Origin of the sequence: Collinsella sp. CLA-AP-H1 (assembly GCF_040092945.1) — a bacterium.
In the GTDB taxonomy this organism is placed as follows: domain Bacteria; phylum Actinomycetota; class Coriobacteriia; order Coriobacteriales; family Coriobacteriaceae; genus Collinsella.
In genome coordinates this window covers 37,593-61,674 of record NZ_JBBNKO010000014.1, presented here as the reverse complement: position 1 = coordinate 61,674, position 24,082 = coordinate 37,593, and the positions used below count along the sequence as shown (strand labels likewise).

19 protein-coding genes are annotated in these 24,082 nt (G+C 61.7%); 8 read left to right on the top strand and 11 right to left on the bottom strand.

Going from position 1 to position 24,082, the window contains the following annotated elements; translation table 11 throughout:
• Positions 1 to 154 precede the first annotated feature (154 nt).
• Both AAAV44_RS08130 and AAAV44_RS08125 read left to right on the top strand, forming a co-directional pair.
• The gene (locus AAAV44_RS08130) at positions 155 to 1,780 is read left to right on the top strand and encodes an ATP-binding protein (protein ID WP_349115294.1); all 1,626 of its coding nucleotides are present in this window, start codon (positions 155 to 157) and stop codon (positions 1,778 to 1,780) included.
• A gap of 4 nt (positions 1,781 to 1,784) precedes the next feature.
• Entirely contained in the window at positions 1,785 to 2,498 is a 714-nt protein-coding gene (locus AAAV44_RS08125; protein ID WP_117648427.1) for a response regulator transcription factor, read from the top strand.
• A 94-nt stretch (positions 2,499 to 2,592) separates the two neighbouring features.
• Here the strand turns inward: AAAV44_RS08125 and rlmKL are convergent, their stop codons facing one another.
• The gene (gene rlmKL / locus AAAV44_RS08120; RefSeq protein WP_349115293.1) at positions 2,593 to 5,115 is read right to left on the bottom strand and encodes a bifunctional 23S rRNA (guanine(2069)-N(7))-methyltransferase RlmK/23S rRNA (guanine(2445)-N(2))-methyltransferase RlmL; all 2,523 of its coding nucleotides are present in this window, start codon (positions 5,113 to 5,115) and stop codon (positions 2,593 to 2,595) included.
• 75 nt (positions 5,116 to 5,190) lie between these two features.
• Between rlmKL and AAAV44_RS08115 the strand changes: the two genes are divergently transcribed.
• Both AAAV44_RS08115 and AAAV44_RS08110 read left to right on the top strand, forming a co-directional pair.
• Positions 5,191 to 6,018 carry an HAD-IIB family hydrolase gene (locus tag AAAV44_RS08115; protein WP_349115292.1) on the top strand — a complete coding sequence of 276 codons (828 nt, stop codon included), beginning with the start codon at positions 5,191 to 5,193 and terminating at the stop codon, positions 6,016 to 6,018.
• 193 nt (positions 6,019 to 6,211) lie between these two features.
• A complete protein-coding gene (locus tag AAAV44_RS08110) occupies positions 6,212 to 6,916 on the top strand; it encodes a transaldolase (RefSeq protein ID WP_196025514.1) in 705 nt (234 codons plus the stop codon).
• A 381-nt stretch (positions 6,917 to 7,297) separates the two neighbouring features.
• On the opposite strand, the gene AAAV44_RS08105 is transcribed toward AAAV44_RS08110, so the two are convergent.
• The 4 genes from AAAV44_RS08105 to AAAV44_RS08090 all read right to left on the bottom strand — a co-directional run bounded on the left by AAAV44_RS08105 (position 7,298) and on the right by AAAV44_RS08090 (position 13,171).
• Entirely contained in the window at positions 7,298 to 9,445 is a 2,148-nt protein-coding gene (locus AAAV44_RS08105) for a Tex family protein (RefSeq protein ID WP_349115291.1), read from the bottom strand.
• Between the two features lie 411 nt (positions 9,446 to 9,856).
• Positions 9,857 to 10,897 carry a Gfo/Idh/MocA family oxidoreductase gene (locus tag AAAV44_RS08100; RefSeq protein ID WP_349115290.1) on the bottom strand — a complete coding sequence of 347 codons (1,041 nt, stop codon included), beginning with the start codon at positions 10,895 to 10,897 and terminating at the stop codon, positions 9,857 to 9,859.
• A gap of 69 nt (positions 10,898 to 10,966) precedes the next feature.
• A complete protein-coding gene (locus AAAV44_RS08095) occupies positions 10,967 to 12,223 on the bottom strand; it encodes an MFS transporter (protein ID WP_260699592.1) in 1,257 nt (418 codons plus the stop codon).
• 66 nt (positions 12,224 to 12,289) lie between these two features.
• Positions 12,290 to 13,171 carry an SDR family oxidoreductase gene (locus AAAV44_RS08090; RefSeq protein WP_349115289.1) on the bottom strand — a complete coding sequence of 294 codons (882 nt, stop codon included), beginning with the start codon at positions 13,169 to 13,171 and terminating at the stop codon, positions 12,290 to 12,292.
• A gap of 232 nt (positions 13,172 to 13,403) precedes the next feature.
• Here AAAV44_RS08090 and AAAV44_RS08085 point away from each other — a divergent pair, with 232 nt between their 5' ends.
• Positions 13,404 to 14,282 (top strand): LysR family transcriptional regulator, encoded by an 879-nt coding sequence (locus tag AAAV44_RS08085; protein WP_349115288.1) that lies wholly within the window; start codon positions 13,404 to 13,406, stop codon positions 14,280 to 14,282.
• Positions 14,283 to 14,325: 43 nt separating this feature from the next.
• Here the strand turns inward: AAAV44_RS08085 and AAAV44_RS08080 are convergent, their stop codons facing one another.
• The 4 genes from AAAV44_RS08080 to AAAV44_RS08065 all read right to left on the bottom strand — a co-directional run bounded on the left by AAAV44_RS08080 (position 14,326) and on the right by AAAV44_RS08065 (position 20,175).
• The gene (locus AAAV44_RS08080; RefSeq protein WP_349115287.1) at positions 14,326 to 15,417 is read right to left on the bottom strand and encodes a GGDEF domain-containing protein; all 1,092 of its coding nucleotides are present in this window, start codon (positions 15,415 to 15,417) and stop codon (positions 14,326 to 14,328) included.
• Between the two features lie 532 nt (positions 15,418 to 15,949).
• Positions 15,950 to 17,869, bottom strand: a complete 1,920-nt coding sequence (locus AAAV44_RS08075) for an ABC transporter ATP-binding protein (RefSeq protein ID WP_349115286.1) — start codon at positions 17,867 to 17,869, stop codon at positions 15,950 to 15,952.
• Positions 17,862 to 19,676, bottom strand: a complete 1,815-nt coding sequence (locus AAAV44_RS08070) for an ABC transporter ATP-binding protein (protein ID WP_349115285.1) — start codon at positions 19,674 to 19,676, stop codon at positions 17,862 to 17,864. Before AAAV44_RS08070 ends, AAAV44_RS08075 begins: the two co-directional genes overlap by 8 nt.
• The gene (locus AAAV44_RS08065) at positions 19,669 to 20,175 is read right to left on the bottom strand and encodes a MarR family winged helix-turn-helix transcriptional regulator (RefSeq protein WP_117770394.1); all 507 of its coding nucleotides are present in this window, start codon (positions 20,173 to 20,175) and stop codon (positions 19,669 to 19,671) included. Before AAAV44_RS08065 ends, AAAV44_RS08070 begins: the two co-directional genes overlap by 8 nt.
• Before the next feature lie 562 nt (positions 20,176 to 20,737).
• On the opposite strand from AAAV44_RS08065, the gene AAAV44_RS08060 reads away from it, so the two are divergent.
• Positions 20,738 to 21,562, top strand: a complete 825-nt coding sequence (locus AAAV44_RS08060) for a PfkB family carbohydrate kinase (RefSeq protein ID WP_349115284.1) — start codon at positions 20,738 to 20,740, stop codon at positions 21,560 to 21,562.
• Positions 21,555 to 21,884 (top strand): TIGR04076 family protein, encoded by a 330-nt coding sequence (locus tag AAAV44_RS08055; protein WP_226812458.1) that lies wholly within the window; start codon positions 21,555 to 21,557, stop codon positions 21,882 to 21,884. Before AAAV44_RS08060 ends, AAAV44_RS08055 begins: the two co-directional genes overlap by 8 nt.
• A 246-nt stretch (positions 21,885 to 22,130) precedes the next feature.
• On the opposite strand, the gene AAAV44_RS08050 is transcribed toward AAAV44_RS08055, so the two are convergent.
• Complete coding sequence (locus AAAV44_RS08050; RefSeq protein WP_349115283.1) at positions 22,131 to 22,355, bottom strand: hypothetical protein; 225 nt, start codon at positions 22,353 to 22,355, stop codon at positions 22,131 to 22,133.
• A gap of 138 nt (positions 22,356 to 22,493) precedes the next feature.
• Here AAAV44_RS08050 and AAAV44_RS08045 point away from each other — a divergent pair, with 138 nt between their 5' ends.
• Positions 22,494 to 23,429 (top strand): DUF4143 domain-containing protein, encoded by a 936-nt coding sequence (locus tag AAAV44_RS08045; protein ID WP_349115282.1) that lies wholly within the window; start codon positions 22,494 to 22,496, stop codon positions 23,427 to 23,429.
• A gap of 186 nt (positions 23,430 to 23,615) precedes the next feature.
• Here the strand turns inward: AAAV44_RS08045 and AAAV44_RS08040 are convergent, their stop codons facing one another.
• A complete protein-coding gene (locus AAAV44_RS08040; RefSeq protein ID WP_035138777.1) occupies positions 23,616 to 24,062 on the bottom strand; it encodes a low molecular weight protein-tyrosine-phosphatase in 447 nt (148 codons plus the stop codon).
• Positions 24,063 to 24,082 lie beyond the last annotated feature (20 nt).

Below are 24,082 nucleotides of genomic sequence, written 5' to 3'. Positions count from 1 at the left end.
AGCTCGACGGCCCGCCTCCTGGACTCCAGGTCGTGCTTCACCCTGAGGTCTATACTCATGGAAAACCTCCCATTTCCCGATGTCCAAGAAATGGGAGGCAGTTCACTGTCCCCTTTGTGGTGGTTTTTGTTTTTGAGAGAGGGGCGGAACGCTGATGGACGTCCGTACGGACGGCGATATTGCCGATAGCTTTTGGTGGCGGCGCACAACGCTGACGCGCCGCACTCCTCTGTATGACGCCTGCGTATCGGTGGGGCTGCTGGTCGCGGCGACGATTGTGGGCGCGCTGCTCGACCATCCGGGTCTCGCGCCGAGCATCATGATCGTCTATGTGTTCGCCGTTCAGCTGTGCGCATTCTTTACCTGGAGCCGCCTGTATTGCTTGCTGAGCTCGGCTGCCGCCGTGGCGCTCTACAACTTCTTGTTTGTCGACCCGCGCTACTCGCTGTCGCTTATCGACCGCGGCTATCCCGGCATGTTCTTCATCATGTTCGTGGTCTCGCTTGTGTCGAGCTCGATTGCGTTGGCCCTGCGCCGCGCCTTGGCACAGGCTGCCGCCAGCGACCGCCGCACGCATATGGTGCTCGAGACCAACCGCATGCTGCAGCGGTGCGCCGATCAGCATCAGATCGTTCACGCCATGGCCACGCAGCTGGCGCGTCTTTCGGGCTGCCCTGTCGTGTGGTACAGCGCCGACGCCGAGGGCGATGACCTGCTGCCGCGCGCGACTTACACGGCCGTGGGCGATGCCGCACCGGTGCACGAACTGGCGCCGCAGATGCCGCCTCGGCTCTCGGCGTCCGCCTATGTGGGAACGCCGCTCGACGCCACGTTTGGCGGCTCGGCGTTTTATGGCATCTACCTGACGGTTCGCACGGGCGACGGCTTCGCGCGCTCGGGCGACCCCGCCTCGGTGGTGGGCGTGCTGGCTATCGTTGCCGAGCCCGACGTGCTGACGCATGAGGAGCGGACACTTGCCGATGCCATCGTGAGCGAAGGCGAGCTGGCGCTCGATCGCGCCCGCGCCATGGAGGCCCGCGAGGAGGCGGCGGTGCTTGCCAAAAATGAGCAGCTGCGCGCCAACCTGCTGCGCTCCATCTCGCACGACCTGCGCACGCCGCTCACCAGTATTTCGGGTAATGCCGATGTGCTGCTCGACCAGGGCTCGACCGGCACCGCCGTGCTCGACGCCCAAACGCGCCGCGGCCTGCTCTTGTCCATTCGCTCGGATGCGCAATGGCTCAACGCCACCGTCGAGAACCTGCTCGCCATCACCAAGCTCGAGGGCGGCGGTATGCGCCTGTCGACCACGCTCGAGCTCATGGACGATATCGTCGAGGAGGCGCTGCGCCACGTAAGTCCGGCCGTGCGTGAGCACGATCTTAAGGTAGTGCCGTGCGACGAGCCGGCGCTCGTCAACGTCGATGCGCGCCTGATGGTGCAGCTGGTGGTCAATCTGGTGAACAACGCCATCACCTATACGCCCGCGGGCTCGCATATCATGATTTCGATTAGCGTCGACGATGGACGCGTGGCGTGCTCGGTTGCCGATGATGGTCCGGGCATCGCACCCGAGGATCGCGAGCGCATCTTTGAGTCGTTCTACACCGCCAACCACGGTTTGGCCGACAGCCATCGCAGCGTGGGCCTGGGTCTTTCGCTCTGCCGCTCCATTGCGCTGGCGCATGGCGGTAGCATAGAGGTTGCCGCGGCGGACCCGCACGGCTCGGTCTTTACGATTGAGCTTCCCGTCGCCGACGTTTCGTTTGATAAGGAGTAGCGCTGTGCCGAACTCTGCCGTAAAACCGCTCATCTTGGTCGTTGAGGACGATCCCGCCGTCCGCAACCTTATTGTTGCCGCGCTCGAGGCGCACGGCTTGCGTCATATGGCCGTGGAGACCGCCCATGCCGCCATCGCCGCCGCCTCATCGCAGGCACCGAGCATTGTGCTGCTCGATCTGGGCCTGCCCGATATGGACGGCGTCAAGGTGGTGGAGTCGGTGCGCGCATGGTCGGGCATGCCGATTATCGTGGTCTCGGCGCGCAGCGAGGATGCGGACAAAATCCGCGCGCTCGATGCCGGTGCCGACGACTATCTGACCAAGCCGTTTTCGGTCGAGGAACTGCTTGCACGCATTCGCACGACGCTCAGGCGCCTTTCGTATGCGCAAACGGGTGGTGTTGCCTCCGAGGGCTCGTTCGATACCGGTGAGCTGCATATCGACTTTGATGCCGGCATTGCCACGATGGATGGCGAGGAGCTGCATCTGACGCCGATTGAGTACAAGCTCTTGTGCCTGCTGGCACATAACGCCGACAAGGTACTAACGCACCAGTTTATCCTGCACGAGATTTGGGGCACGGCAACTAAGAGCGACCTGGCGAGCCTGCGCGTCTTTATGGGCACGCTGCGCAAGAAGATCGAGTCCGACCCCGCGCACCCGCGCTATATCCAGACGCACGTGGGTATCGGCTATCGCCTGGTCACCCAAGGGTAGGACGGCGTCCGCCATCCCACTATGAGTTGCGGTGAAATACGGTCTAAATTTGCCTAATTCCAGGCAAAGCAGTCCGTATTCCACCGCAACTTTGTTATTTGCCTTTGGGCTTGCTGGCGTAGAACTTCTTCTTTTTAGGCTTGCCGTTGCCGGCCTGCGCGTGCGCGGGCACTGCCGCGCGAGGCTTACGGGCCTCGGGGTTGCGCAGCTCCTCGGTTCGCTCGGCAATCTCCTCGGCGCTAAAGCCGACCTCGGCCATGGCGTCCTCAATGGGCAGGCGGCGCACGATATAGCAGTGGTGCACCTTCTGGTTACGTGCGAAGTCCTCGGGAATGGTCTGCGCCGTAATGTCCTCCAGCACGACGCCCGCGCGCGCGAGCTTGCGTGTCTCGGGGCGGAAGCCGCGCAGGTTGCAGCTAAAGATGGCATGGCCGCCCTGCGCGAGCAGGCGAGATACGCCGGCCAAAAGCTCAACATGGTCGCGCTGGACATCCCAGGTACGGCGGCCCATCTTTGACGAGTTCGAGAACGTGGGCGGGTCGACAAAAATCAGGTCCCAGCGGTTGCGCGTCTGGCGCTGGTCGCGGATCCAGGCGAGCACGTCATCGCGCACAAAATGATGCTGCGGACCAACAAAGCCGTTCTGGCGCATATTGCGCTCGGCCCAGTCCAGGTAGGTGTTGGAGAGGTCGACCGTCACGGTTTCCTCGACGCCGCCGTCTGCCGCATAGCAGGTGGCGGTGCCGGTATAGGCGAACAGGTTGAGGAAGCGGCGCGCCTGTTTGGCGTGCTCGCGCACCAGGTTGCGGGTGACACGGTGGTCCAAGAAGATGCCCACATCCAGATAGTCGTCAAAGTTGACGGCAAAGGTAAGGCCGCCCTCTTCGATGAGCGGCAGGCGACGGCGCGCGATGTTGGCGCGCTCGCCCGAGCCGCCCTTGCCGGCGCCCTGCTTGCCGTACTGCGAGCCGCCGCGCGAACGCATACGGGCCTTGGCGTGCACATGCTCGGCCGGAACATCAAGGATACGCGGCGCGATGGCCAAGATGTCGAGCATGCGGGCCTGGGCCAGCGCGGGATCGATGGTCTTGGGCGCGGCGTATTCGGCGATGACGAGCCAGCGGCCCGGCGTCTGCGGGCAGCCCTCGTACAGGTCGATGGCGGCGGAGTAGTCTGGCAGGTCGGCATCGTAGACGCGGTAGCAGCTCACGCCCTCGCGCTTGGCCCACTTGCGGCGCAGACGGGCGTTCTTGCGCAGGCGGTTGGCGAACTGCTCGGACTCCGGGATGAGCACGGGCAGCGGCTTGCCGTCGCCCAAGTCGAGCGTGGCGGCAGGTTCGGGCATGGAGGAAGCGGCGGCTTCGTCTTCGGCGTCCGTGGACTGTTCCTCGGCGTTTATGCTGGTCGCAGCCTCGAATGCCGCGGCGGCGTGGTCGAGCGAGGGCCAAACCTCAAGAGCCGCCTCCTCGTTATTGGGCATGACGGCGATGGAGCGCGCGGGCTCGGCATGGAGCGCGCGGGCCATAAGGCCATCGCGGGTGAGCGCGGCGACCGGCGCCGCGGAAAGCTCGGGCGCGCGGCGCAGCTCGCCGACCAGCGTCATGGCGTCGTGCATGAGCGAAAGCGGGGTCTCGGTGGTGTCTGCGACCACGGCGGCACCGGCGACGGCGCCCGCATGGTCCAGCACGGTGGCGGGCTTGGCGGCGCAAAAGTCGACAAAACGCTTGTAGCCAGCGCTCTTGACCATGCGCTCGGCGGTCTTGCGAGCGGCGGGGTCGATGTCTGCGGCCACGATGCGCGCCTGGCGTTCGCGCGCTGCCGCCTCGCGCTCGCGCGCCTCGGCAAGCAGCTGCTCCCACAGAGCGGCGTCGTGCAGCTGCCAGCCCTCAAAGCCCCAGCGCTCGCGTGCGGCGCCCGGGGCGCGGTCGGTCAGAATGTTCACGGCTTCCAGCAGCAGGCCGCCGCCGGCGCACGAGGCATCGATCAGCGTGGGAAGGGCTTCATTTTCGTAATCGTCGGCCGTCAGCTCGCGCTCGCATAGCGCGGTCCAGCCGACCTGCGCCAGCACCAGGGCAGCGTAGTCGGGGCGCAGCACGTGCGCGCCCTCGCCGGCGCGGGTCGCTGCGGGCGGCAGGCGTTTGAACAGCGGGTCGCCCGAAAGGTCTAGGCTTATGCTCGCGCGGCGCTGGCGCAGCGAAAGCAGTAGGTGAACATCGGGGTCGGCGGCATCGACATCGGCGCGACGGCCCGTGGTCTCGGCCAGGCGGTCGCACAGCGCGTCTTTGGCGCGCAGGGCCGAGAAACGCGTGTTGCGCAGCTGCTCGGTCACGCCGCGGGCGGTGATGGCAATGGTGGCGCCGGGGCGGACGATGCTCTCCCAGGCGATGTCGTAAACGCTATCGTACAGTTCATCGGCATCCTGCGCCTCAAAGCGCCCAAGCACCACGAACACGCGGCTCGCCAGGCGCGACCACAGACAGGCGCGATAGCCTTCTTCGAGCTCGCCCTCAAATGTAGCGCGGCCCTTCAGCCGGCGAACATGCGAAAGTCCGAGGCGTTTAAGCTCATCGGCGAGTGCGGACTCAAAGCCCTCGGGGCAGCTTGCGTAAAATTCCATGGGTGACCTCTCTGGTTGCGTCGCTCCATTATATGATGGATGCTTCGTTTGCCCTTATTCTCGAAAGGAACCCATATGATTGATGCGTGCCCCGATTCCGCCGTGCTCTTTTTTGACGTGGACGGCACGCTGACGTCGTTCGATCCCGACGATATGACCGATAAGGACTTTTCGGCGGTTCGCCCCTCGCAGGCGGTCGTCGAGGCGTTTCATCGCCTGCGCGACGCAGGGCACAAGGCATTTATCTGCACGGGTCGTCCCTTATGGCTGATTGCCGATGGCCTGCGCGCGCTGAACCCGGCGGGTGTCGTTGCCATGGCGGGAGCGACGCTCGAGGTCGAGGGCCGCGTGGTGCATGAGGACTACTTTGACGAGGACGTTGTTGAGGAGCTCGCGCGTCGCGTTGTGGATGCCGGCATCGAGGTTTTTTTCGAGTCCAATGCTGCGACCTTTGCGCTGGAGCCCGTGGGCGTTGAGCAGTCGTCTCTGATCGGCACGTCTGTGGTGCACAGCGCCGAGGAGATGCGCGTCGACGGCAGTCTGCGCGTGGGCAAGGTATGCCTCAGTGTGCCCAGTTTGGCTCGCGTGACCGGCGATGACGGCTTTATCGATCGCGAGTTTGAGCTGTGCAACACAGGTGGTCAGAATCGCGAGCTGAGCCCCAAGGGCATCGACAAGGGCGTGGGCGTGGCGCGAGCGCTGGCGTATCTGGGCCGTGAGGGAAATGCGCGCACCTTTGGCTTTGGCGATTCGGGCAACGACCTGGGCATGCTCGCCGCCGTCGAGACAGCCGTGGCCATGGGCAACGCCATGCCCGAGGTCAAGGCGCTCGCCGACTACGTGACCGACGATGTCGCACACGATGGCACCGTCACAGCGATGCGGCATTTCGGCCTCATCTAATGAATCCAGCGTTCTGACGTTTGCTCAAACTGCGACTCTTCGCTTTTGCATGCTCAATCGATTTATCAATCCAAACACTGAGGTGTTTATACCGTTCGCCGAGAAGATAAAAAACCGCAGCTCACGCCTTGATAAACGTAGGTAAAGTGTTTAGCAGTTTATCGGCCGTATGCTAACGAAAGGAATCAGGCAGATGGCAATCAAGGTGTTCGCTGACGGTGCAAACCTCGAGGGCATGCTCGACATGTACGAGAACGGCAACGTTCAGGGTTTCACGACCAACCCGTCCCTTATGAAGAAGGGCGGCGTGACGGATTACCGCGCGTTTGCCAAAGAGGTCCTGGCCCACATCACTGATGTGTCGGTCTCGTTTGAGGTCTTTGCCGATGACGTCGAGACCATGGAGGTCGAGGCGCGCGAGATCGCTACCTGGGCCGAGAACGTCTACGTCAAGATTCCGTGCGTGACCACCAAGGGCGAGTCCACCGCCGAGCTGGTCCGCAAGCTTTCGGCCGACGGCATTAAGGTCAACGTCACCACCATCTTTACGCCTACGCAGGTTGATGAGATGGTCGAGGCCGTCGACGCCGAGACGCCGTCCATCATCTCGCTCTTTGCCGGCCGCATCGCCGATACCGGCGTCGACCCCATTCCGTTTATGACGGAGTCGGTCAAGAAGGCCGCCGCAAAGCCCAACTGCGAGGTCCTGTGGGCGTCCACGCGCGAGCTCATCAACATTTACCAGGCCGAGGCCTGCGGTTGCCAGATCATTACGGTGCCCAACAGCATCCTGGCCAAGCGCAAGAACATTGGTCGCGACCCGTACGAGGTCTCGCTCGATACCGTGCGCGGTTTTGCCAAGGATATCGCGGCGCTCGGTTTCCATATCCTGCCGTAGCGCGAACACCGACTGTACCGTGGGCTGTTCGTCCCGGCCTTTCCTTTCCCTATCGCTCACGCGCTCCGCGAGGGTCGCGCTAGGCAAAGGAAAGGCCGGGGCTGCCGGCACGAGCTTGCCAGCAAGTTGGCGATTGGCTTCCATATCCTGCCGTGGGCAAAGGTACCCCCGCCTGCGCCGTGCAAAATTGAGAGTATTCAGCAAGGTAAAGGTCTTTATCAGTTGACCGAAGCATGGAACGGCCCCCGTTTTGGCTCTGACGACGCTAAAACGGGGGCTGTTTTTTGCTTTTTCGTCTCTGAGGGGCATCCGGAACGGTGGAATTTGCAGAATACTCGCGATTTTGCACATCGCTACAGGGGGTACCTTTGCTTTGGCGGTTTACTTTCCCTGCACCATGGTGAGCGAGATCTTCTTGCGGTCGCGATCGACCTTTTCTACCCACACCTTGACCGTGTCGCCGACGCGCACCACGTCGCTCGGGTGCTTGACAAAGCGATTGGCCAGCTTGGAGATATGCACGAGGCCGTCCTGGTGCACGCCCACGTCGACGAACGCGCCAAAGTCGACGACGTTGCGCACCGTCCCCTTGAGCTCCATGCCGGGTTCCAGGTCGTCGATGGAAAGCGCCGAGCGGCTAAAGACCACCTCGGGCGCGTCGTCGCGCGGGTCGCGGCCGGGTTTCTTGAGCTCGTTGACGATGTCGATGAGCGTGAGGGTGCCGCAGTTCAGGTCACTTGCCAGCGCCGAGATACTGCCCAGACGGCGCTCGATGTCGGGCACGCCGCCGCGGCTGAGCTCGCTGGCTTTAACGCCGGCGCGTTCCAGGACGGACGTGGCCACCTCGTAGCTCTCGGGGTGGACGCTCGTCGCGTCGAGCGGGTTCTTGCCGCCGCTGATGCGCAGGAAACCCGCGGCGTTGAGGTATGCCTTGGGCCCCAGCTTGGGGACCTTCTTGAGCTGGCGGCGATCGGTAAAGGCACCGTTTTCCTCGCGGTAGGCCACGATGTTTTTGGCCACGCTCGGCGTGATGCCCGATACGTATCCCAGCAGGCTTGCGCTCGCGGTATTCACGTCGACGCCCACGCGGTTGACGACGTCCTCCACCACGTGGCCCAGAGTGCGCGAAAGCTCGGCCTGGTCAAGGTCGTGCTGGTACTGGCCAACGCCGATGGACTGGGGCGGGATCTTGACGAGCTCTGCCAGCGGGTCCTGTAGACGGCGGCCTAGGCTCATGGCGCCACGCACGGTGACGTCCAGATCGGGATACTCCTGGCTGGCGAGCTCGGAGGCGGAGTACACCGATGCGCCGGCCTCGTTGACGATGGTGTATCGCAGCTCAGGCGCCTGCTCGGCGATGAACTCCGAGACGACTTCCTCGGTCTCGCGGCTGGCGGTGCCGTTGCCGATGACGATGGTGTTGACGCTGTCCTTTTTGACGAGGCGGGCGAGCTCGCGCTTGGTGCCGGCGACGTCGTGGCGCGGCTTGGTGGGATAGACCACGCCGTGGTCGAGCAGCTTGCCGGTCTCGTCCATGACGGCGACCTTGCAGCCGGTGCGGTAGCCCGGATCGAGCGCGAGCACGCGGGCGCCGCGCACGGGGCGTGCCGAGAGCAGGCCCTCGAGATTCTTGGCAAAGACATTGATGGCCTCGGTCTGCGCACGGACGGTGAGTTTGGCGCGGGCCTCGCGCTCCAGCGAGGGGGCCATGAGGCGCTTGTAGCCGTCGGCGATGGCGGCGTCAAAGACGGGCGCGAAGACGCCCTGGCGTCGGGGCCAACGGCTGCCGAGGCGTGCCGTGGCGGCGGCGCCGTCGACGTTCACGCGCACGCGGAGCTTGCCCTCGCGCTCACCGCGGTCGATAGCCAGCACGCGGTGGTTGGGTATACGGCGCAGCGGCTCATCATAGCTGTAGTACGGCTCGTAGGGGGTCTTCTCGGTGGGGTCGGTGGCCTCGACGACGATGTCTGCGGTGTTTTGCGTAAAGGCACGCAGGTCGGCGACGTTCTCGGGGTCCTCGGCCACCGTCTCGGCCACGATGTCCGCCGCGCCGGCGAGCGCCTTCTCGGGCGTGTCGAAGCCGGCTTCCTCGTTGACGTATGCCGCGGCGGCGTCGAGCGCGCTGCCCTTGGCCGAGGCCTGCATGATGACCATGTTGGCAAGTGGCTCCAGGCCTGCCTCGCGGGCCTTCTGTGCGCGGGTCATGCGCTTTTTGCGGTAGGGCTTGTAGAGGTCCTCGACACGCTGGAGCTGCGTGGCCTCGCGAATTTGCTGTTCGAGCTCGGGCGTAAGTTTGCCCTGGGCGTCGATGAGCAGAATGACGTCCTCTTTGCGCTGTTCAAGATTGCGCAGGTAGGACAGGCGCTCGTCGAGTGCGCGCAGGGCGACGTCGTCCATTCCGCCTGTGGCTTCCTTGCGGTAGCGCGAGATAAAGGGGATGGTGTTGCCCTCGTCGATGAGCTTGACGGCTGCCTCGATGTTGGCGGCCTTAAGGTTGAGCTCGTGGGCGAGCTGGGCGATAAGATCCATGGGACTCCTTGCGTTTAAGGTGCGTTTGCAGCACAGGGCTACCAAGGATACCACCCGTTTCAAAAGACTGTTTTGGGCCCGCGCCACGAAAACGACCTATCTACTACGTTTGAACCGTATGGGTCGACCATCCCCCGGTTTTCCGAGAACGCGCAAGCCGTCTACCTGCGCTTTTGATTTTAGGAAATTCGGCATGGTTGAGGGCGGTCAGTTAAACGTAGTAGATAGGCCCATTTCGTGGCGAACGAACCAAGCTGAGGCGCAAAATGGCCCCCGCCCCAGAAAAATCGTCGGCTAGGTAGCAAAATGCCCCGCGGGCAGGAGGCTGCTCGCGGGGCAAAGAAGAGGGGCTTGTTGGTGGCGGACCGAAGGGTTCGGCATGGGGCTTCTGCCGCGGTCGCTCTTAAGGCATTACAGCTCGACGAGCTGACCGGTCTCGGCGGCCTCCTTGATAGCGTTGAGAAGCGTGAGCGTCTTAACGTTGTCGGCGGGGGTCACGACGGGCTCGACCTCGCGGCGGACAACCTTCACAAAGTGCTTGAGCTGCATCTTGTGCGGCAGTGCCGGGTCGACGGCCGGAATCTCCATCTGCAGCGGCTTGTGCCAGTTAGAGGCGCCGTCGTAGGAGAACTGGTGCAGGCGGGGCAGCGACAGGGCGCCCTTAGTGCCGCCGATAAAGTAGGCGTCGGCGTCGAAGGGGCGGTACTGCGGATCCTCGCGGGCGGTGGCCTCCCAGTTCCAGGGGCTGGCGGTGGCGTCGGAGATGGTCATGCTTGCGAGCGCGCCATCGGCAAAACGGACGTTGACCACGGCGGAGTCCTCGGTCTCAAAACCGCGGGCGGCGCTGGACTGCATACCCTGGACGGCAACAGGCTCGCCCAGCAGATAGCGGAGCAGGTCGACGTCGTGAACCAGGTTGACCAGGATCGGGCCGGCACCCTTCTTGCGGCGCCACTCGACATCGAAATACTCGTCATTCTTATAGATCATGTAGTGGAAGCTCGACACGGTGAGCTTGCCCAGCTCGCCAGACTCGATGATCTCCTTGGCCTTGTTGACGAAGGGGTTGTGGCGACGGTGCTGACCTACGAGCACGGGCACGCCGGCGGTCTCGGCCTCGGCGGCGAAGGCCCGGGCATCCTCGAGATCGTTGGAGATCGGCTTTTCGATCAACGGCACGATATTGCGCTTCACAGCCTCGCGGGCAACGCCCAGGTGCAAGTCGTTGGGGGTGGCGATAATGACGGCCTCGGGTTTGACCTCGTCCATCATCTGGGCGGGATCGGTGTAAAACGGCACGCCGGCGGCCTCGGCCGTGGCGCGAGCGCCCTCAAAGGCGTCGGCGATGGCGACGAGTTCGGCCTCGGGTTCCTCGGTGACAAAGCGGATGTGGTTGCGGCCCATGGCGCCGGCGCCGATAACGGCAATGCGGACGGGGTTGAGCTCAGACATTTCGACTCCTTAATACTGGTGACCGGTGGGATGCGACAAAGGGGCTGTCCCTTTGTCGCATCGGTAAAACTAGGCGGACTTCTTCTTGCTGTCGGAGACCATCATGTAGACGGTGAGCACGACGGCGATGGCGGCGATCACAATGGCGCCGTAGAAGGACTGCTGGTAGGCGGCGCTGCCGGCCTCGGCGTGATACAGCACGGCGGTGATGGGCTGGCTGATCCAGGTGGAAGCGGCATAACCCAAAAACATGATGCCGTAGTTGACGCCGATGTTGCTGGTGCCAAAGGCGCCACCGGTGAGCGGCGGGTAGATGACGAGCAGAGCGCCAAAGCTAAAGCCGAGCAGGGCGAGCGCCACAAAGAACATGCTCTGCGTAAAGCTCATCGACATGATGACGAGTGCGACGATGGTGACGACAAGGCTGATGAGCAGCGACTTATAGGCGCCGAGCTTGTCGATGATCTGGCCAAAGGACAGACGGCCGACCAGGTTGGCGCAGGTGTTGACGGAGACGACCACGCCGCCGAGGGCGACGGCCGCGGCGCTCGTGGGGTCGGCGAAGAGCTGGACGGCGGCGATGGAGGCAACCTTGCCCACGAGCAGGGTGCCCGCGGTGGCGGCAAAGGCGAAGGTGACGATGAGGACCCAGAAGCGCGGGGTCTTGACCATCTCGCCCGGGGTGAGGTCGCCGAAGGTGCCGGCATGTGCGCCACCCTTGGGGGCCTCGAAGCCCTCGGGCAGCCAGCCGGCCTCGGGGGCCTTCAGGAACAGGGCGGAGGCGGCGATTGTCACAAAGAAAATGACGCCGAGCGCCTTAAGGGCGCCAAAGATGCCCAGGCTCGGGATGAGCAGCGAGGCGAGCACCGGGGACAGCACGGCGGGACCGGCGGTCGAAGCGGCCAGGGTGATGCCGGAGGCGAGACCCTTCTTGTCGATGAACCACTTTTGGCCGGTGGTGAGCGCGGGGTTGTAGCCCAGGCCGTTGCCGATGGCGGCGACGAGCGAGAACCACAGGTAGAACTGCCACGGCTCGGTGACGGTGCCGGACATGAACCAGCCCAGGCCGTAGCACGCGGCGGCGGCGATCACGACGTTGCGCGGGCCGATCTTATCGGAGATGCGGCCGGCGAAGATGCCCGTCACGGCCATGATGGTCTGAAAGACCGGGAAGGCCCAGGTAAGAGCGCTGGACCACTCGGGGTAGACGGCGAGCAGGTTCTTGCTCACGACGGAATACAGCGCGATGGAGCTGATGAAGAACATGGTGACGCACGCGGCGGAAAGCACGACGGCGCGACCCTTGTTGGAGTTGGTGGAAGCCATTGGACTCTTTCTAATCGATACGGGGGAGGAACAGGCGTGTCTGCGGGTCCTCCCTGTCGGGTTGGTTTACTGGTCAGTCGGCTTGGCGACGCCGGACTCATCGGACCAGAGCTCGACACCCTTGTTCTTAAGGTAGTTGTCGGCATAGGCGCGACGGCCGCCGGGCTTGGCGGTGAGGTCGCCCATCATGTTGGAGAAGCCGCCGTCGACCTTGATGGCGTCGCCGGTGGTAAAGTCCGAGCGCTTGGACGCCAGGAATATGACGGCGTTGGCGATATCGCTGACCTCGCCGATGCGGCGCGTGGCGATCAGGCGGCTGCGGCTCTTTTCGACCTCGGGGTCGGCGTAGAAGTTGGCCGACATCGGGGTCTTAACGAAGCAAGGCTCGACGCAGTTGGAGCGGACGCCGTAGGGGCCCCACTCGGCGGCGAGCATCTTGGACATCATGTTGACGCCGGCCTTGGTGGAGCTGTACACGCCCGAGAACGTCTCGGGGGAGTGGCTGGCAACGGTCGAGATGTGCACCAGGCGGCCCTGGCCGGCCTTGATCATCTCGCGACCAAAGCGCTGCGAGGTGATGAAGTAACCGGTGAGGTTGACGTTGAGCACCTGCTCCCAGTCGGAGAGCGGCAGGTCCTCCATGGCGGCGAAGCGCAGGATGCCGGCGGTGTTGACGAGGACGTCGACGCGGCCGAAGTCGGTGATGGTGGCGTCGACGGCGGCCTGAACCTCGGCCTCATCGGTGGCGTTCATCTTGTAACCCTCGGCGTGGATGCCAAACTCGGCGGCGAGGTCGGCGGCTGCGGCCTTGACCTTTTCCTCGTCCAGGTCGAGCAGGACGACGTTGGCGCCGTTGCGGGCGAACTCGCGGCAAATCTCGACGCCCATACCGCCGAGCGCGCCAGTCACGGCGCAGACATCGCCCTCGAGCTTAAGCCAATTGCTCATAGGAACTTCCCTTCTTGTGCCTCCCGGTGGGTCGCTCCCATTAACCGACCCACGTGGTTTTCGCTGGTTATCGTATGCTTTGCATTTGCGCAGGTGAATTGCATATTTGTTAGAATGGCGTTAACCGTAGGTTTATACTGTGCGATGCAGTTTTTCTCAATCGAGCGCGTGACCTGCCAAAACGACCCCCTGTGGCGCCATGCGTTCACAGGCGCGAAAACGGGAGATTGACGTGTACGATCGACGACTCGAGGCCATATCGGCCGCCGCGGAGCTGGGAAGCTTCTCACGTGCGGCGGCAAAATTGCGCGTGTCGACCCCGGCGCTCGTCAAACAGGTGTCGGGTTTCGAGGCCGAGTTTGGCATCACGTTGTTCGAGCGCTCGCATTCGGGTGTTAAGGTGACGCCGGCGGGCGCTCTGCTGGTGGACGACGCGCGCTCGATCATGCGGCAGTCCGAGGACGCGCTGCGCCGCGCCCGACGCGCGGCGGGCGATGGCGGTGCTGTGCGTCTGGGTGTGTCGATGATGTGCCCGGGGCGCCAAACGCTGTCGATGTGGTCGGGCGTACACGAGCTGGAACCGTCGCTGCGATTTGAGATCGTGCCGGTAAGCGACCTCTATGACGAGCGCGAGACCGTCATGCGCAGCCTCGGTCGTGAGGTCGATGTGGTGCAGTCGAGTTTTTCGACCCCGCGCTGGGGTGACGCCTGCCAAAAGCTCCGCATTGTCAACGTGCCGTTTTATATCGACCTGCCGCGCACGAGCCCGCTGGCGCGCAAGAATCGCATTACGGTCGCCGACTTGGAGGGTATGCGTCTGCGCGTGCTCCGCCACGGCAACGACGCTATGGACAGCCTGCGTATCGATCTTTTGGCAGACGGCGGCGTGGACGTGATCGATGTGGATAGCTTCGACTTTGCGCTCTTTAACGAGGCGGAGGAAAAGGGTGACGCGGTGCTCACCTGCGGCGCATGGTCGGGGGTGCACCCGGCCTTTGTGGGCGTACCGTTCCTGTGCGGCCGCGAGGTGCCGGTCTTTTTGCACTATCCGCTCGAGCCGACCCTCCAAGTACAAAAATTCATCAACGCCATGGCACAACTTCTCAAATAGCCAAAAGAGTCCCGTCCCAAATTAGCTACCCTTTGCTACGGGTTTAGCGGTCCTCGCGTTGCGGCCCGGCTGCCTCGGCTGTCTTTACGCGGTTCTTGTCGATGTACATGTTTTTGTCGGCCTGGGAAAAGAGCTCGCGCATCGTAGGCGGTTCATCAAAATCACTGGAAAGCGCATAGCCCACCGCATAGCTGATAGGCATGTCGGGATGAGTCTCGGAATACTCGTTCACGTTCGCGCGAACCCGAGCGAGACAGGACTCCACGGCAGCTCGATCGGTATCTCGCAGCACCGCGATAAACTCATCGCCGCCGTCGCGGCCCACAAAGCAGGTCTCCGACGCCACGCGCCCCAGCTGCTGGGCAAAAGAACGGATGTATTCGTCGCCCTTCTCGTGGCCGAAGCTGTTATTGACCGTATGCAGATTGTTAAGGTCGAAGACGCACACCGCAACGGGCGCCTCAGCGGAGACAGGTTGCTCCTGCCCCAAGACCTCCTCGCACTTGTTCTTGTTGGGCAGTCCTGTGGCTTCGTCGAGATAGACTTTGTTCTGCAGTTCGCGATTGAGCGTGGCAGTTCGCACCGCGCGAACAAGTTCGACCGCAAAGGTCGCCACCAAGCCCATGATGTCGATGATCACCAGGCCCTCGAGATAGTTGAGCGCCGACGCCTTCTCCTGAGAGTAGTCCTCTGCGAGTCGCGTAGCATCGTCGCAAATGCCAAAGAACTCCTCGCTCATGGAGATGATGTCGGTGTTCTCATAGCCGACTTCGCGCACGCGGATGATCTCGGTGCAAAGCTCATCAAAATAATTTGCAAGCTCGCTCATTTTTGCCTGATACTCATCGTCGTCGAGACGGACGAGGTTGAGGTCGTCACTTCCGTAACGCAAACCGTTGATGTATGAATCCACGGCTTTGAGCAGGTCATCTTGAGGCTGGCCCGCATCCTCGAGCTTCACGATGCGCTGCGTGGTACCGCGCACCAGACCGGCGTAGTTGACCACACGCGCCGTGCCCTGGATATCGGAGACGAGCAGCATGACATTGATGAAGAAGAAGATGAGAACTGCCGTGAGCACCATCATGAGCAGGCGCACCGCCTGGCCGGCCTTCTTGGCGACAGAAGTATTCACAAGTTCACTCCCCTAAATGACAAAAGAACAGGTAGCACGCAGTGTGCTGAAATTCATGGGTGGTTAACTCTACCATATGGGCCAGCAGCCTCAAACTGCAGCAGACGTTCGTCCAAATTGGCGTGACGCTTGCCTTGTTGTTCTTGACCTGGCCGCGCTATCGGACATGCTTCTGGTCTTGGATCACCATGGGAAAGCTCATCCCGTTTTGTGCGTCTAGAGTGGGATGCGGCTTCCCAAAGGTGCCGTTAGGGGAAATCACATCCCGGTTTACCCCCTTGAAATGGGATGCCGTTTCCCGGAGGGGGTCCAGCGGGAAACGGCATCCCATTCTGGGCCCGAAAAGTGGGATACGGTTTCCGGCCGGCATGAAAAAGCCTCCGCAGCTCGTGTGGCTGCGGAGGCTTTATTCGTTGCGGTGCATTGTGTTTGGGTCGTTGAGATGAGTCGATTTGCCCCGAAAGAGGAGGGCATTGACCTTAGGGTCATGCCCGACGAATGAGCGGCAAATCGGCCATCTCGGCGAGCCGAACTACTCCAGCTCAAACGCTCCGGTATAGAGCTGGTAGTAGTACCCATGCTTGGCGATCAGCTCGTCGTGGTTGCCGCGCTCGATGATACGACCGTGGTCCAGACAGATGATTGCGTCGGAGTTGCGCACGGTGGACAAGCGGTGCGCGATGACAAACGTCGTGCGGCCTTCCATGAGCTTGTCCATGCCCGCCTGCACGATGGCCTCGGTGCGGGTATCGATGCTCGACGTGGCCTCGTCCAGGATCATCGCCGGCGGATCGGCGACGGCGGCGCGTGCGATCGAGATCAGCTGGCGCTGGCCCTGCGACAGCTGTGCGCCGTTGCCGGTGAGCATGGTGTCGTAGCCGTCGGGCAGGCGGGTGATAAAGTCGTCCGCGCCCGCGAGCTTTGCCGCCGCGATGCACTCCTCGTCGGTGGCATCCAGGTTGCCGTAGCGGATGTTATCCATCACAGTGCCGGTGAACAGGTTCACGTCCTGTAGCACGACGCCCAGCGAGCGGCGCAGGTCGGCCTTGCGGATCTTGTTGACGTTGATGCCGTCGTAGCGGATCTTGCCGTCGGCGATGTCGTAGAAGCGGTTGATGAGGTTGGTGATGGTCGTCTTACCGGCACCGGTGGCGCCGACAAACGCGACCTTCTGGCCCGGCTTGGCAAACACGGACACGCCGTGCAACACCTCGTGGTCGGGCGTGTAGCCAAAGTCGACGTTGTCCATGACCAGGTCGCCGCGCAGCGGTACGTACTCGATCTCGCCGGTTGCGCGGTGCGGATGTTTCCATGCCCACATGCCGGTGTGGTGGTCGGCCTCCTCGAACTCCCAGGTCTCGGGGTTCACCTGCGCGTTGACGAGCGTCACGTAGCCTTCGTCGGCCTCGGGCTTCTCGTCGATGAGCTCAAAGATACGGTCGGCGCCGGCGAGGCCCATGACCACGGCGTTGATCTGCTGCGAAATCTGGCCGATCTGTCCGCAGAACTGCTTGGTCATGTTGAGGAACGGCACCACGACGGCGATGGACAGCGCCATGCCCGAGATGCTCAGGTTGGGCACGCCCAGCGCCAGGAAAATGCCGCCTGCCAGTGCGACCAGCACGTAGAGCAGGTTTCCCAGGTTCATAAGGATGGGCATGAGGATGTTGGCGTACATGTTGGCCTTCTGCGAGACCTCGAAGAGCTTTTCATTGCGCTCGTCAAAATCGGCCTCGGCGGCAGACTCGTGGCAGAATGCCTTGACGACCTTCTGGCCGTTCATGACTTCCTCGATATGGCCCTCGACCACGCCGAGTTCGGTCTGCTGCGCAATAAAGAAGCGCGCGGAGTTGGAGCCGAGCAGCTTGGTCATAAAGGTCATAAAGGCGACGCCTGCCACAATGACCAGGCACATCCAAACGCTGTAGTACAGCATGATAAAGAACACCGTGACGATGACGATGGTCGTCATGAGCAGGTTGGGCAGCGACTGGCTGATCATCTGGCGCAGCGTGTCGATGTCGTTGGTGTAGTGGCTCATGATGTCGCCGCGCTGGTGCGTGTCGAAGTAGCGAATCGGCAGGTCCTGCATGCGGTTGAACATCTTCTCGCGAAGCTTCTCGAGCGAGCCCTGCGTGACGATGGCCATGGCGCGGTTCCAGAACAGCGAGGACAGGATGCCGACGCCGTAGATGCAGGCGAGGGTGGTCACGAGCTGTGCGATCTTGGGCTGTGCAGCTTCCCAATCGCCCGACTGCCACGATTCGCTAATAATCTGCAGGGCGCTCTGAAGGAAGGTCGCGCCGATGGAGTTGATGATGGCGCAGAGCACCACGCCGACGACGACGAGGGGCAAAAGCACGGGGTAGAAGCCAAAGAGCGTCTTGATGAGGCGCGACATGGTGCCGCCCTTGCGGTTGAGCGCGCGCTCGGCGGTCGTTGCCTTACTCATGTGCCTCGCCTCCTTCCTGGGTCTGAGCTTGTGCTGCAGATGCCTCGGTGCCGGCCTCGACGGCCCCTTCGCCCTCGGCAGACATCTTGTTCTGCGAGGTAAAGGTCTCGCGGTAGATTTCGCTCGTCTTAAGCAGCTCATCATGGCTGCCGATCTGAGCGATACGGCCGCTCTCCATGACGATGATGCGGTCTGCGTCCTGCACGGAGCTGATGCGCTGGGCAATGATGAGCTTGGTCGTGTTGGGCAGATAGCTTACCAGGCCTGCGCGAATCTTGGCGTCGGTCTTGGTGTCGACGGCGCTGGTGGAGTCGTCCAGGATCAAGATCTTGGGGCGACGCAGCAGGGCACGCGCAATGCACAGGCGCTGCTTCTGACCGCCGGAAACATTGGATCCGCCCTGTTCGATCCAGGTGTCATAGCCCTTGGGGAAGCCATCGACAAACTCGTCGGCGCAGGCCAGATGCGCGGCCTCGCGGACCTCCTCGTCGGTGGCGTTCGGGTCGCCCCAACGCAGATTCTCGGCGATGGTGCCGCTAAACAGCACGTTTTTCTGCAGCACCATGGCCACTTGGTGGCGAAGGGCGTCCAAGTCGTAGTCGCGCACGTCCATGCCGCCCACGCGCACGGTGCCCTCGGTGGCGTCGTACAGGCGGGCGATGAGGTTTACGAGCGTGGACTTGGCCGAGCCGGTGCCGCCGATGATGCCGATGGTCTCGCCGCTCTTAATGTGCAGGTCGATATCGTCGAGCGCCTGGCGCTTCGCATGCGCGGAATACTTAAAGCTCACGTGGTCAAAGTCGATGGAACCGTCGGCAACCTCGAGCACGGGCTCGGCGGGATCGGCGATCGTGGGCTCGGCGGCAAGCACCTCGGTAATGCGGTGTGCCGATTCGTCGGCCATGGTCACCATGCCAAAGATCATCGACAGCTGCATCAGGCTCATGAGGACCTGGAAGCCATAGGTAAAGATCGAGGAGAGCTGGCCCACGTCGAACAGCGTGCCCTGGCTCGTGATGATGAGCTTGGAGCCCAGGTAGATGATGACGACAAACGCGCCGTTGACGCAGATGTTCATCATGGGGTTGTTAAAGGCCAGCAGCTTCTCGGCGCGGGTGAAGTCCATCTGGACGTCGCGCGCAGCGGTCGCGAACTTCTCCTTCTCAAAGTCTTCGCGCACATAGCTCTTAACTACGCGCATGCCGGTGACGTTTTCCTCGACGGACTCGTTAAGGGCGTCGTACTTGTGGAACACGCGCGAGAAGATGGGGCGCACCTTAAAGATGATAAAGAACAGCCCAAAGCCCAGCAGCGGAATGATGACCAGGTAGACCATGGCGACGCTGCCGCCCATGATAAATGCCATGGTAAAGGCGAAGATCAATACCAGCGGCGCGCGCACGGCGATGCGGATGATCATCATAAAGGCCTGCTGAACGTTGTTGATGTCGGTGGTCAGGCGCGTGACGAGCGAGGAACTCGAGAACTCATCGATGTTGGCAAAGCTGAACGTCTGGATCTTGTAGAACAGGTCGTGACGCAGGTTCTTGGCGAAGCCGCAGCTCGCATGGCTGCAGGTGACGCCGGCGGCGGCACCAAAAGCAAGCGACGTCAGCGCGATGAGCACCAAAAAGCCCGCGGTGGGAAGCATCTCGGCTACGGTGGCGCCGTCTTTGATGGCGTCGATCAGGTTGGCGGTGATAAATGGAATCAGCATCTCGCAGAGTACCTCGCCAAGCACGAGCAATGGCGTGGCAACAGTGACTTTCATATAGTCGCGGATGCTGCCCATGAGGGTTTTAATCATCCAGTTCCTCCCAGGTTACACGGATTTTCTCGAGCATTTCGGCGAGCTGCTCGCGCTCGTCGTGGGTGAGGGCACCAAAGGCCTGCTCTCTAAAGCGGATGCGGGCTGCCTGGTCGATGCGGGCGTTTTCCCGGCCGGTTTCGGTCAGGCGAATGGTGAGCTGCCGTCGATCCTTGGGGTTACGGCTGCGCTCGATGAGGCCGTTGAGCTCGAGCTTGGACAGGATCTCGGAAAGCGACCCCGGCTTGAGGTCAAAGTGCATGCCGAGTTCCTGCTGCGACATCTCGCCGCCGGGTTGCTTGGCCAGCAGGCAGATGATGGGCGCCTTGCCGGACACGCCTCCGCCATGAAAATGCATGTAATGGCCGCAAAACCCAAGCCCATTGAGGATTCGCTTGGCAAGCTTGTCTTCTGAGCTAACCGCTTCGGGTGCATCCGCCGGCTGTGACGGGTCGCCGCCGGGCTCGTGCGAACAAAGGTTAAGAGGTTCATCGCACATGAATTAGTGTTGCTCCTTTCTTTAGTTAGGTAGTGGAATTGTTTTGTGCCTAACCAATCTAGGAGCATGAGAAATGAATGTCAAGGTACCAAAGTAGTTGTTGCGCGGTTTTACCAAACCGCGCAACGGCTCGACGCTGCAAACCCGCCAGAGCGGCAATCTGCCTTTCAACTTCGACGGCATGACCTTATAGTTACGGCGTTTTACCAAACGCCGTAACCGGCCGACGCTGCAAACGCTCCTAAGCGGCAATCTGGCGTTCAATCGTCGGGCATGGCCACAAGGCCTATGCCCTCCTCTTTCACGCCACCTTGCTCGCCTAGGAGCGTTTTCGCTGTCCGTCCTCAACCTGTGATTCCGGCACGGTCCGCTTCGGTAGTCGTTGGGGACGTTCTTGTTTGACTAGTCATTTAAGAGCGTCCCCAACGACTAACTTCCTTCCCGTAACCTTCCCGCAACAATTCGACCTCCACGGCACCAGCGCCCGCCTGCCGTGTTCCCTGCGCTACACTTAGTCGCACTGTGGCGCTGCCGCGCCGTGCCCGAACCAAGGGAGACCCTCATGAAGAATACTCAGCTGCTGTTGATCAACGATATGTGCGGCTACGGCAAGGTCGCGCTCTCCGCCATGCTGCCGGTGCTGTCGCACATGGGCTACCGTATCCATAACCTGCCGACGGCGCTGGTGTCCGATACGCTCAGCTATCCCAAGTTCTACATCCATGACACCACCGAGTACGTGCGCCAGAGCCTCGCCATTTGGGAGGAGCTCGGCTTTGAGTTCGACGCCATCTCCACCGGCTTTATCGTGACCGAGGAAGAGACGCGCATCATTTCGGATTTCTGCCACCGTCGCGCGCAAAAGGGCACCAAGGTGTTCGTCGACCCCATCATGGGCGACAACGGCAAGCTCTATGCCGGCGTGCCCGAGTCCACGATCGGTCTCATGCGCAGCCTGCTCGAGTGCGCCGACTATGCGGTGCCAAACTACACCGAGGCCTGCCTGCTCACCGATACGCCCATTGCCGAGCAAATCACGCCCGATGAGGGCCGCGCTCTTGTGGATGCCGTGCGTGTCCTGGGCGCCAAGTCGGTGGTCATTACGAGCGCTGTGGTCGACGGTGCGAATGTCGTCATCGGTTACGACCATGTGGCGGGGGAGTACTTCACGATTCCCTTCGAGCTGATTCCGGTCTACTTTCCGGGCACGGGCGACACGTTCTCGGCGGTGCTTATCGGCCGCGTTATGGCCGGTTGGAGCCTGCAGCGCGCGACGATCGATGCCATGCGTGTGGTAGCGGAGCTCATCGAGCGCAATGCCGACCAGGAGGATAAGTCCGCCGGCCTTCCCATCGAGGCCTGCCTGGATGTGATTGACCATGAGTAACGCCGACGAGAGCAGCACCGAGGCGGCGGGCGAGAACAAGCCGCTCGGTGCCCCGCGCGGCAGGCGCCCACGTATTCGCATTAGCTGCGTGGACCAGCTGGGCACATGCCGCTGCCATCACGGGCACAAGCCGGGTGACGTCTTCGACTTCGACCGAGACCGCGGCAAGATGTGTGCCATGGCCTGCCATGTGGGCTTTCCCTATATCGATATCCTGCGCTATGGCGGAACCGTGCCTGGCAACGAGCCCGGTACGGCAAAGTTCTGCTGCCCCGAGGTCGATACGCTGAACGTCTGGCTTGCCGAGATCGTCGACGAGTAGTCGAGCGCAATGTGACAAAGGGACAGTCCCTTTGTCACATTCGCCGGGGCTGCCCCTTCTTTCTGCTTATAATCCTAAATCTCTGCATTTCATCCGATTTTAGGTTCTAAAAATCATACATTTCATCGATAATCAAGCGCATAGAACTTTGCATTTCATTTTATGACACTGAGGGGAGAGCCTATGCTGCACAGGAAAATAGCGGCAGAGCTGGAGCGTTGGCTGAAGTCTGCCGAGCAAAAGGCCTTATTCATCACGGGTTCTCGCCAGATCGGCAAAAGCTATTCGATTCGCGCGTTTGGCAAAGCCAACCACGCAACCTACATCGAACTCAACCTCATGGAAAATCGCCAGGCAAAAGATGCTCTTCTCGAGGCGCGAGATGCCGATGATTTCATCAGCAGGGTGACGCTTCTTTCGGGAAAGCCGATAGCGCCAGGCAAAACGCTCGTGTTTATCGATGAGGTCCAAGAGGCCCCCGACATCATGACGATGGCAAAGTTCCTTGTTGAGGACGGGAGGTGCCGCTGGGCGTTTTCGGGGTCAATGCTTGGGACCCAGTTCAAGGGTGTCAGGTCCTATCCCGTGGGGTATGTCCACGAGCTTAGGATGTTCCCGCTCGATTTTGAGGAGTTTTGCTGGGCAACCGGGGTGAGCGAGGGGGCTCGCCAAACGATACGCGACGCGTGCATCAACGAGAAGCCCATTCCTGGTTACATTCATGACACGATGATGGCAAACTTCAGGACCTATACCGTTGTCGGCGGAATGCCAGAGGTCGTGCAGCGTTTCCTTGACACGCGGGGCGACCTTGCCTCTGTTCGTCAGCTACAGTCCGAGCTCAACGAACAGTACCGACGGGATATTTCCAAGTATGCAAGCGGGCGTGCCCTTCAGGTGCAGAGCATCTACGATCAGCTCCCCATTATGCTTGAGGGCGAACACAAGCGTTTCGTGCTCAATTCCATTGACCCCAAGGCGCATTATGAGAAGTACCAGCGAGATTTTGTCTGGCTTGTCGATGCCGGCGTTGCTCTCAAAGCCGATATCGTAACCGAGCCAAAGTCGCCCCTGCTCAAGACGGCACGGCCATCGCAGTTCAAGCTATACCAATCGGATACGGGCATGTTGATGGCGCGCTACCCCGTTGGAGTCGCCCAAGCGGCGTATCTTGATAGCAAGGAGCCCAATCTGGGCGGCATTTACGAAAACGTGGTGGCCCAGCAGCTGGCTGCCCAAAATCGCCAGCTTTACTACTATCAGACAAAAAAGCGCGGTGAAGTGGACTTTGTGGTCGACGGACCGGATGGGACGGCTGTTCCGATCGAGGTTAAATCGGGCTCCTATTACCACGCGCACGCTGCGCTCGGTCATGTGCTTGATACGGCTGAATATGGCGTAAGGCTCGGGATTGTTTTCTCGAGAGGCAACGTTGAGCGCAACGGAGCGGTTCTCTATTTGCCGCTATATGCGACCTGGGCCCTTTCGGATGTTTTGGGCGACTCCTGCGCCGAGGGGATAAAGCTGGAGGTCAAGCCGGTCTAGGGCCGGTCCCGGATGTGGCAAAGGGACAGTCCCTTTGTCACATTCATGAGTGTGGATTTTCTCCCACCGAGATAACGAGCGTGGATTTTCTCCCGTTTAGAGCGCACTCGAACGCTCAAAGTGGGAGAAAATCTACGCTCGTTTTATGCCGATGGCGTGGCCCGTGTGCCCGCGCCGCCCGAGCGCCTACAGCTGCTCGAGCATGGCGGTGCAACCGGCGAGTACATCGCGGTAGGTGGCGTCGAAATTGCCGGTGTACCAGGGGTCGGCCACGTCGCCGGGGCGATCGGTCCAATCGAGCAGGCGCGAGATCTTGCCATCGGGGTCCTTCCCAAAAATTCGGTACAGGGCGCGGGCGTTCTCGTCGTCCATATAGACAATGTGGTCCCAGTCGCCATACTCCGCGCGACGCACCTGACGTGCGCGATGTGCGACGACGGGAATCCCGACCTCGCGTAGCTTGGCAACGGTACCGTGGTGTGGCGGGTTGCCGATCTCCTCGGTCGAGGTCGCCGCGGAATCGATGGCAAACTCCGCCTCGCGCCCAGCGCGGCGCACGAGCTCGGTAAACACCGACTCGGCCATCGTCGAGCGGCAGATGTTTCCATAGCAGATAAACAGTACACGTTGCATATGCGGTTTCCTTTCGATCG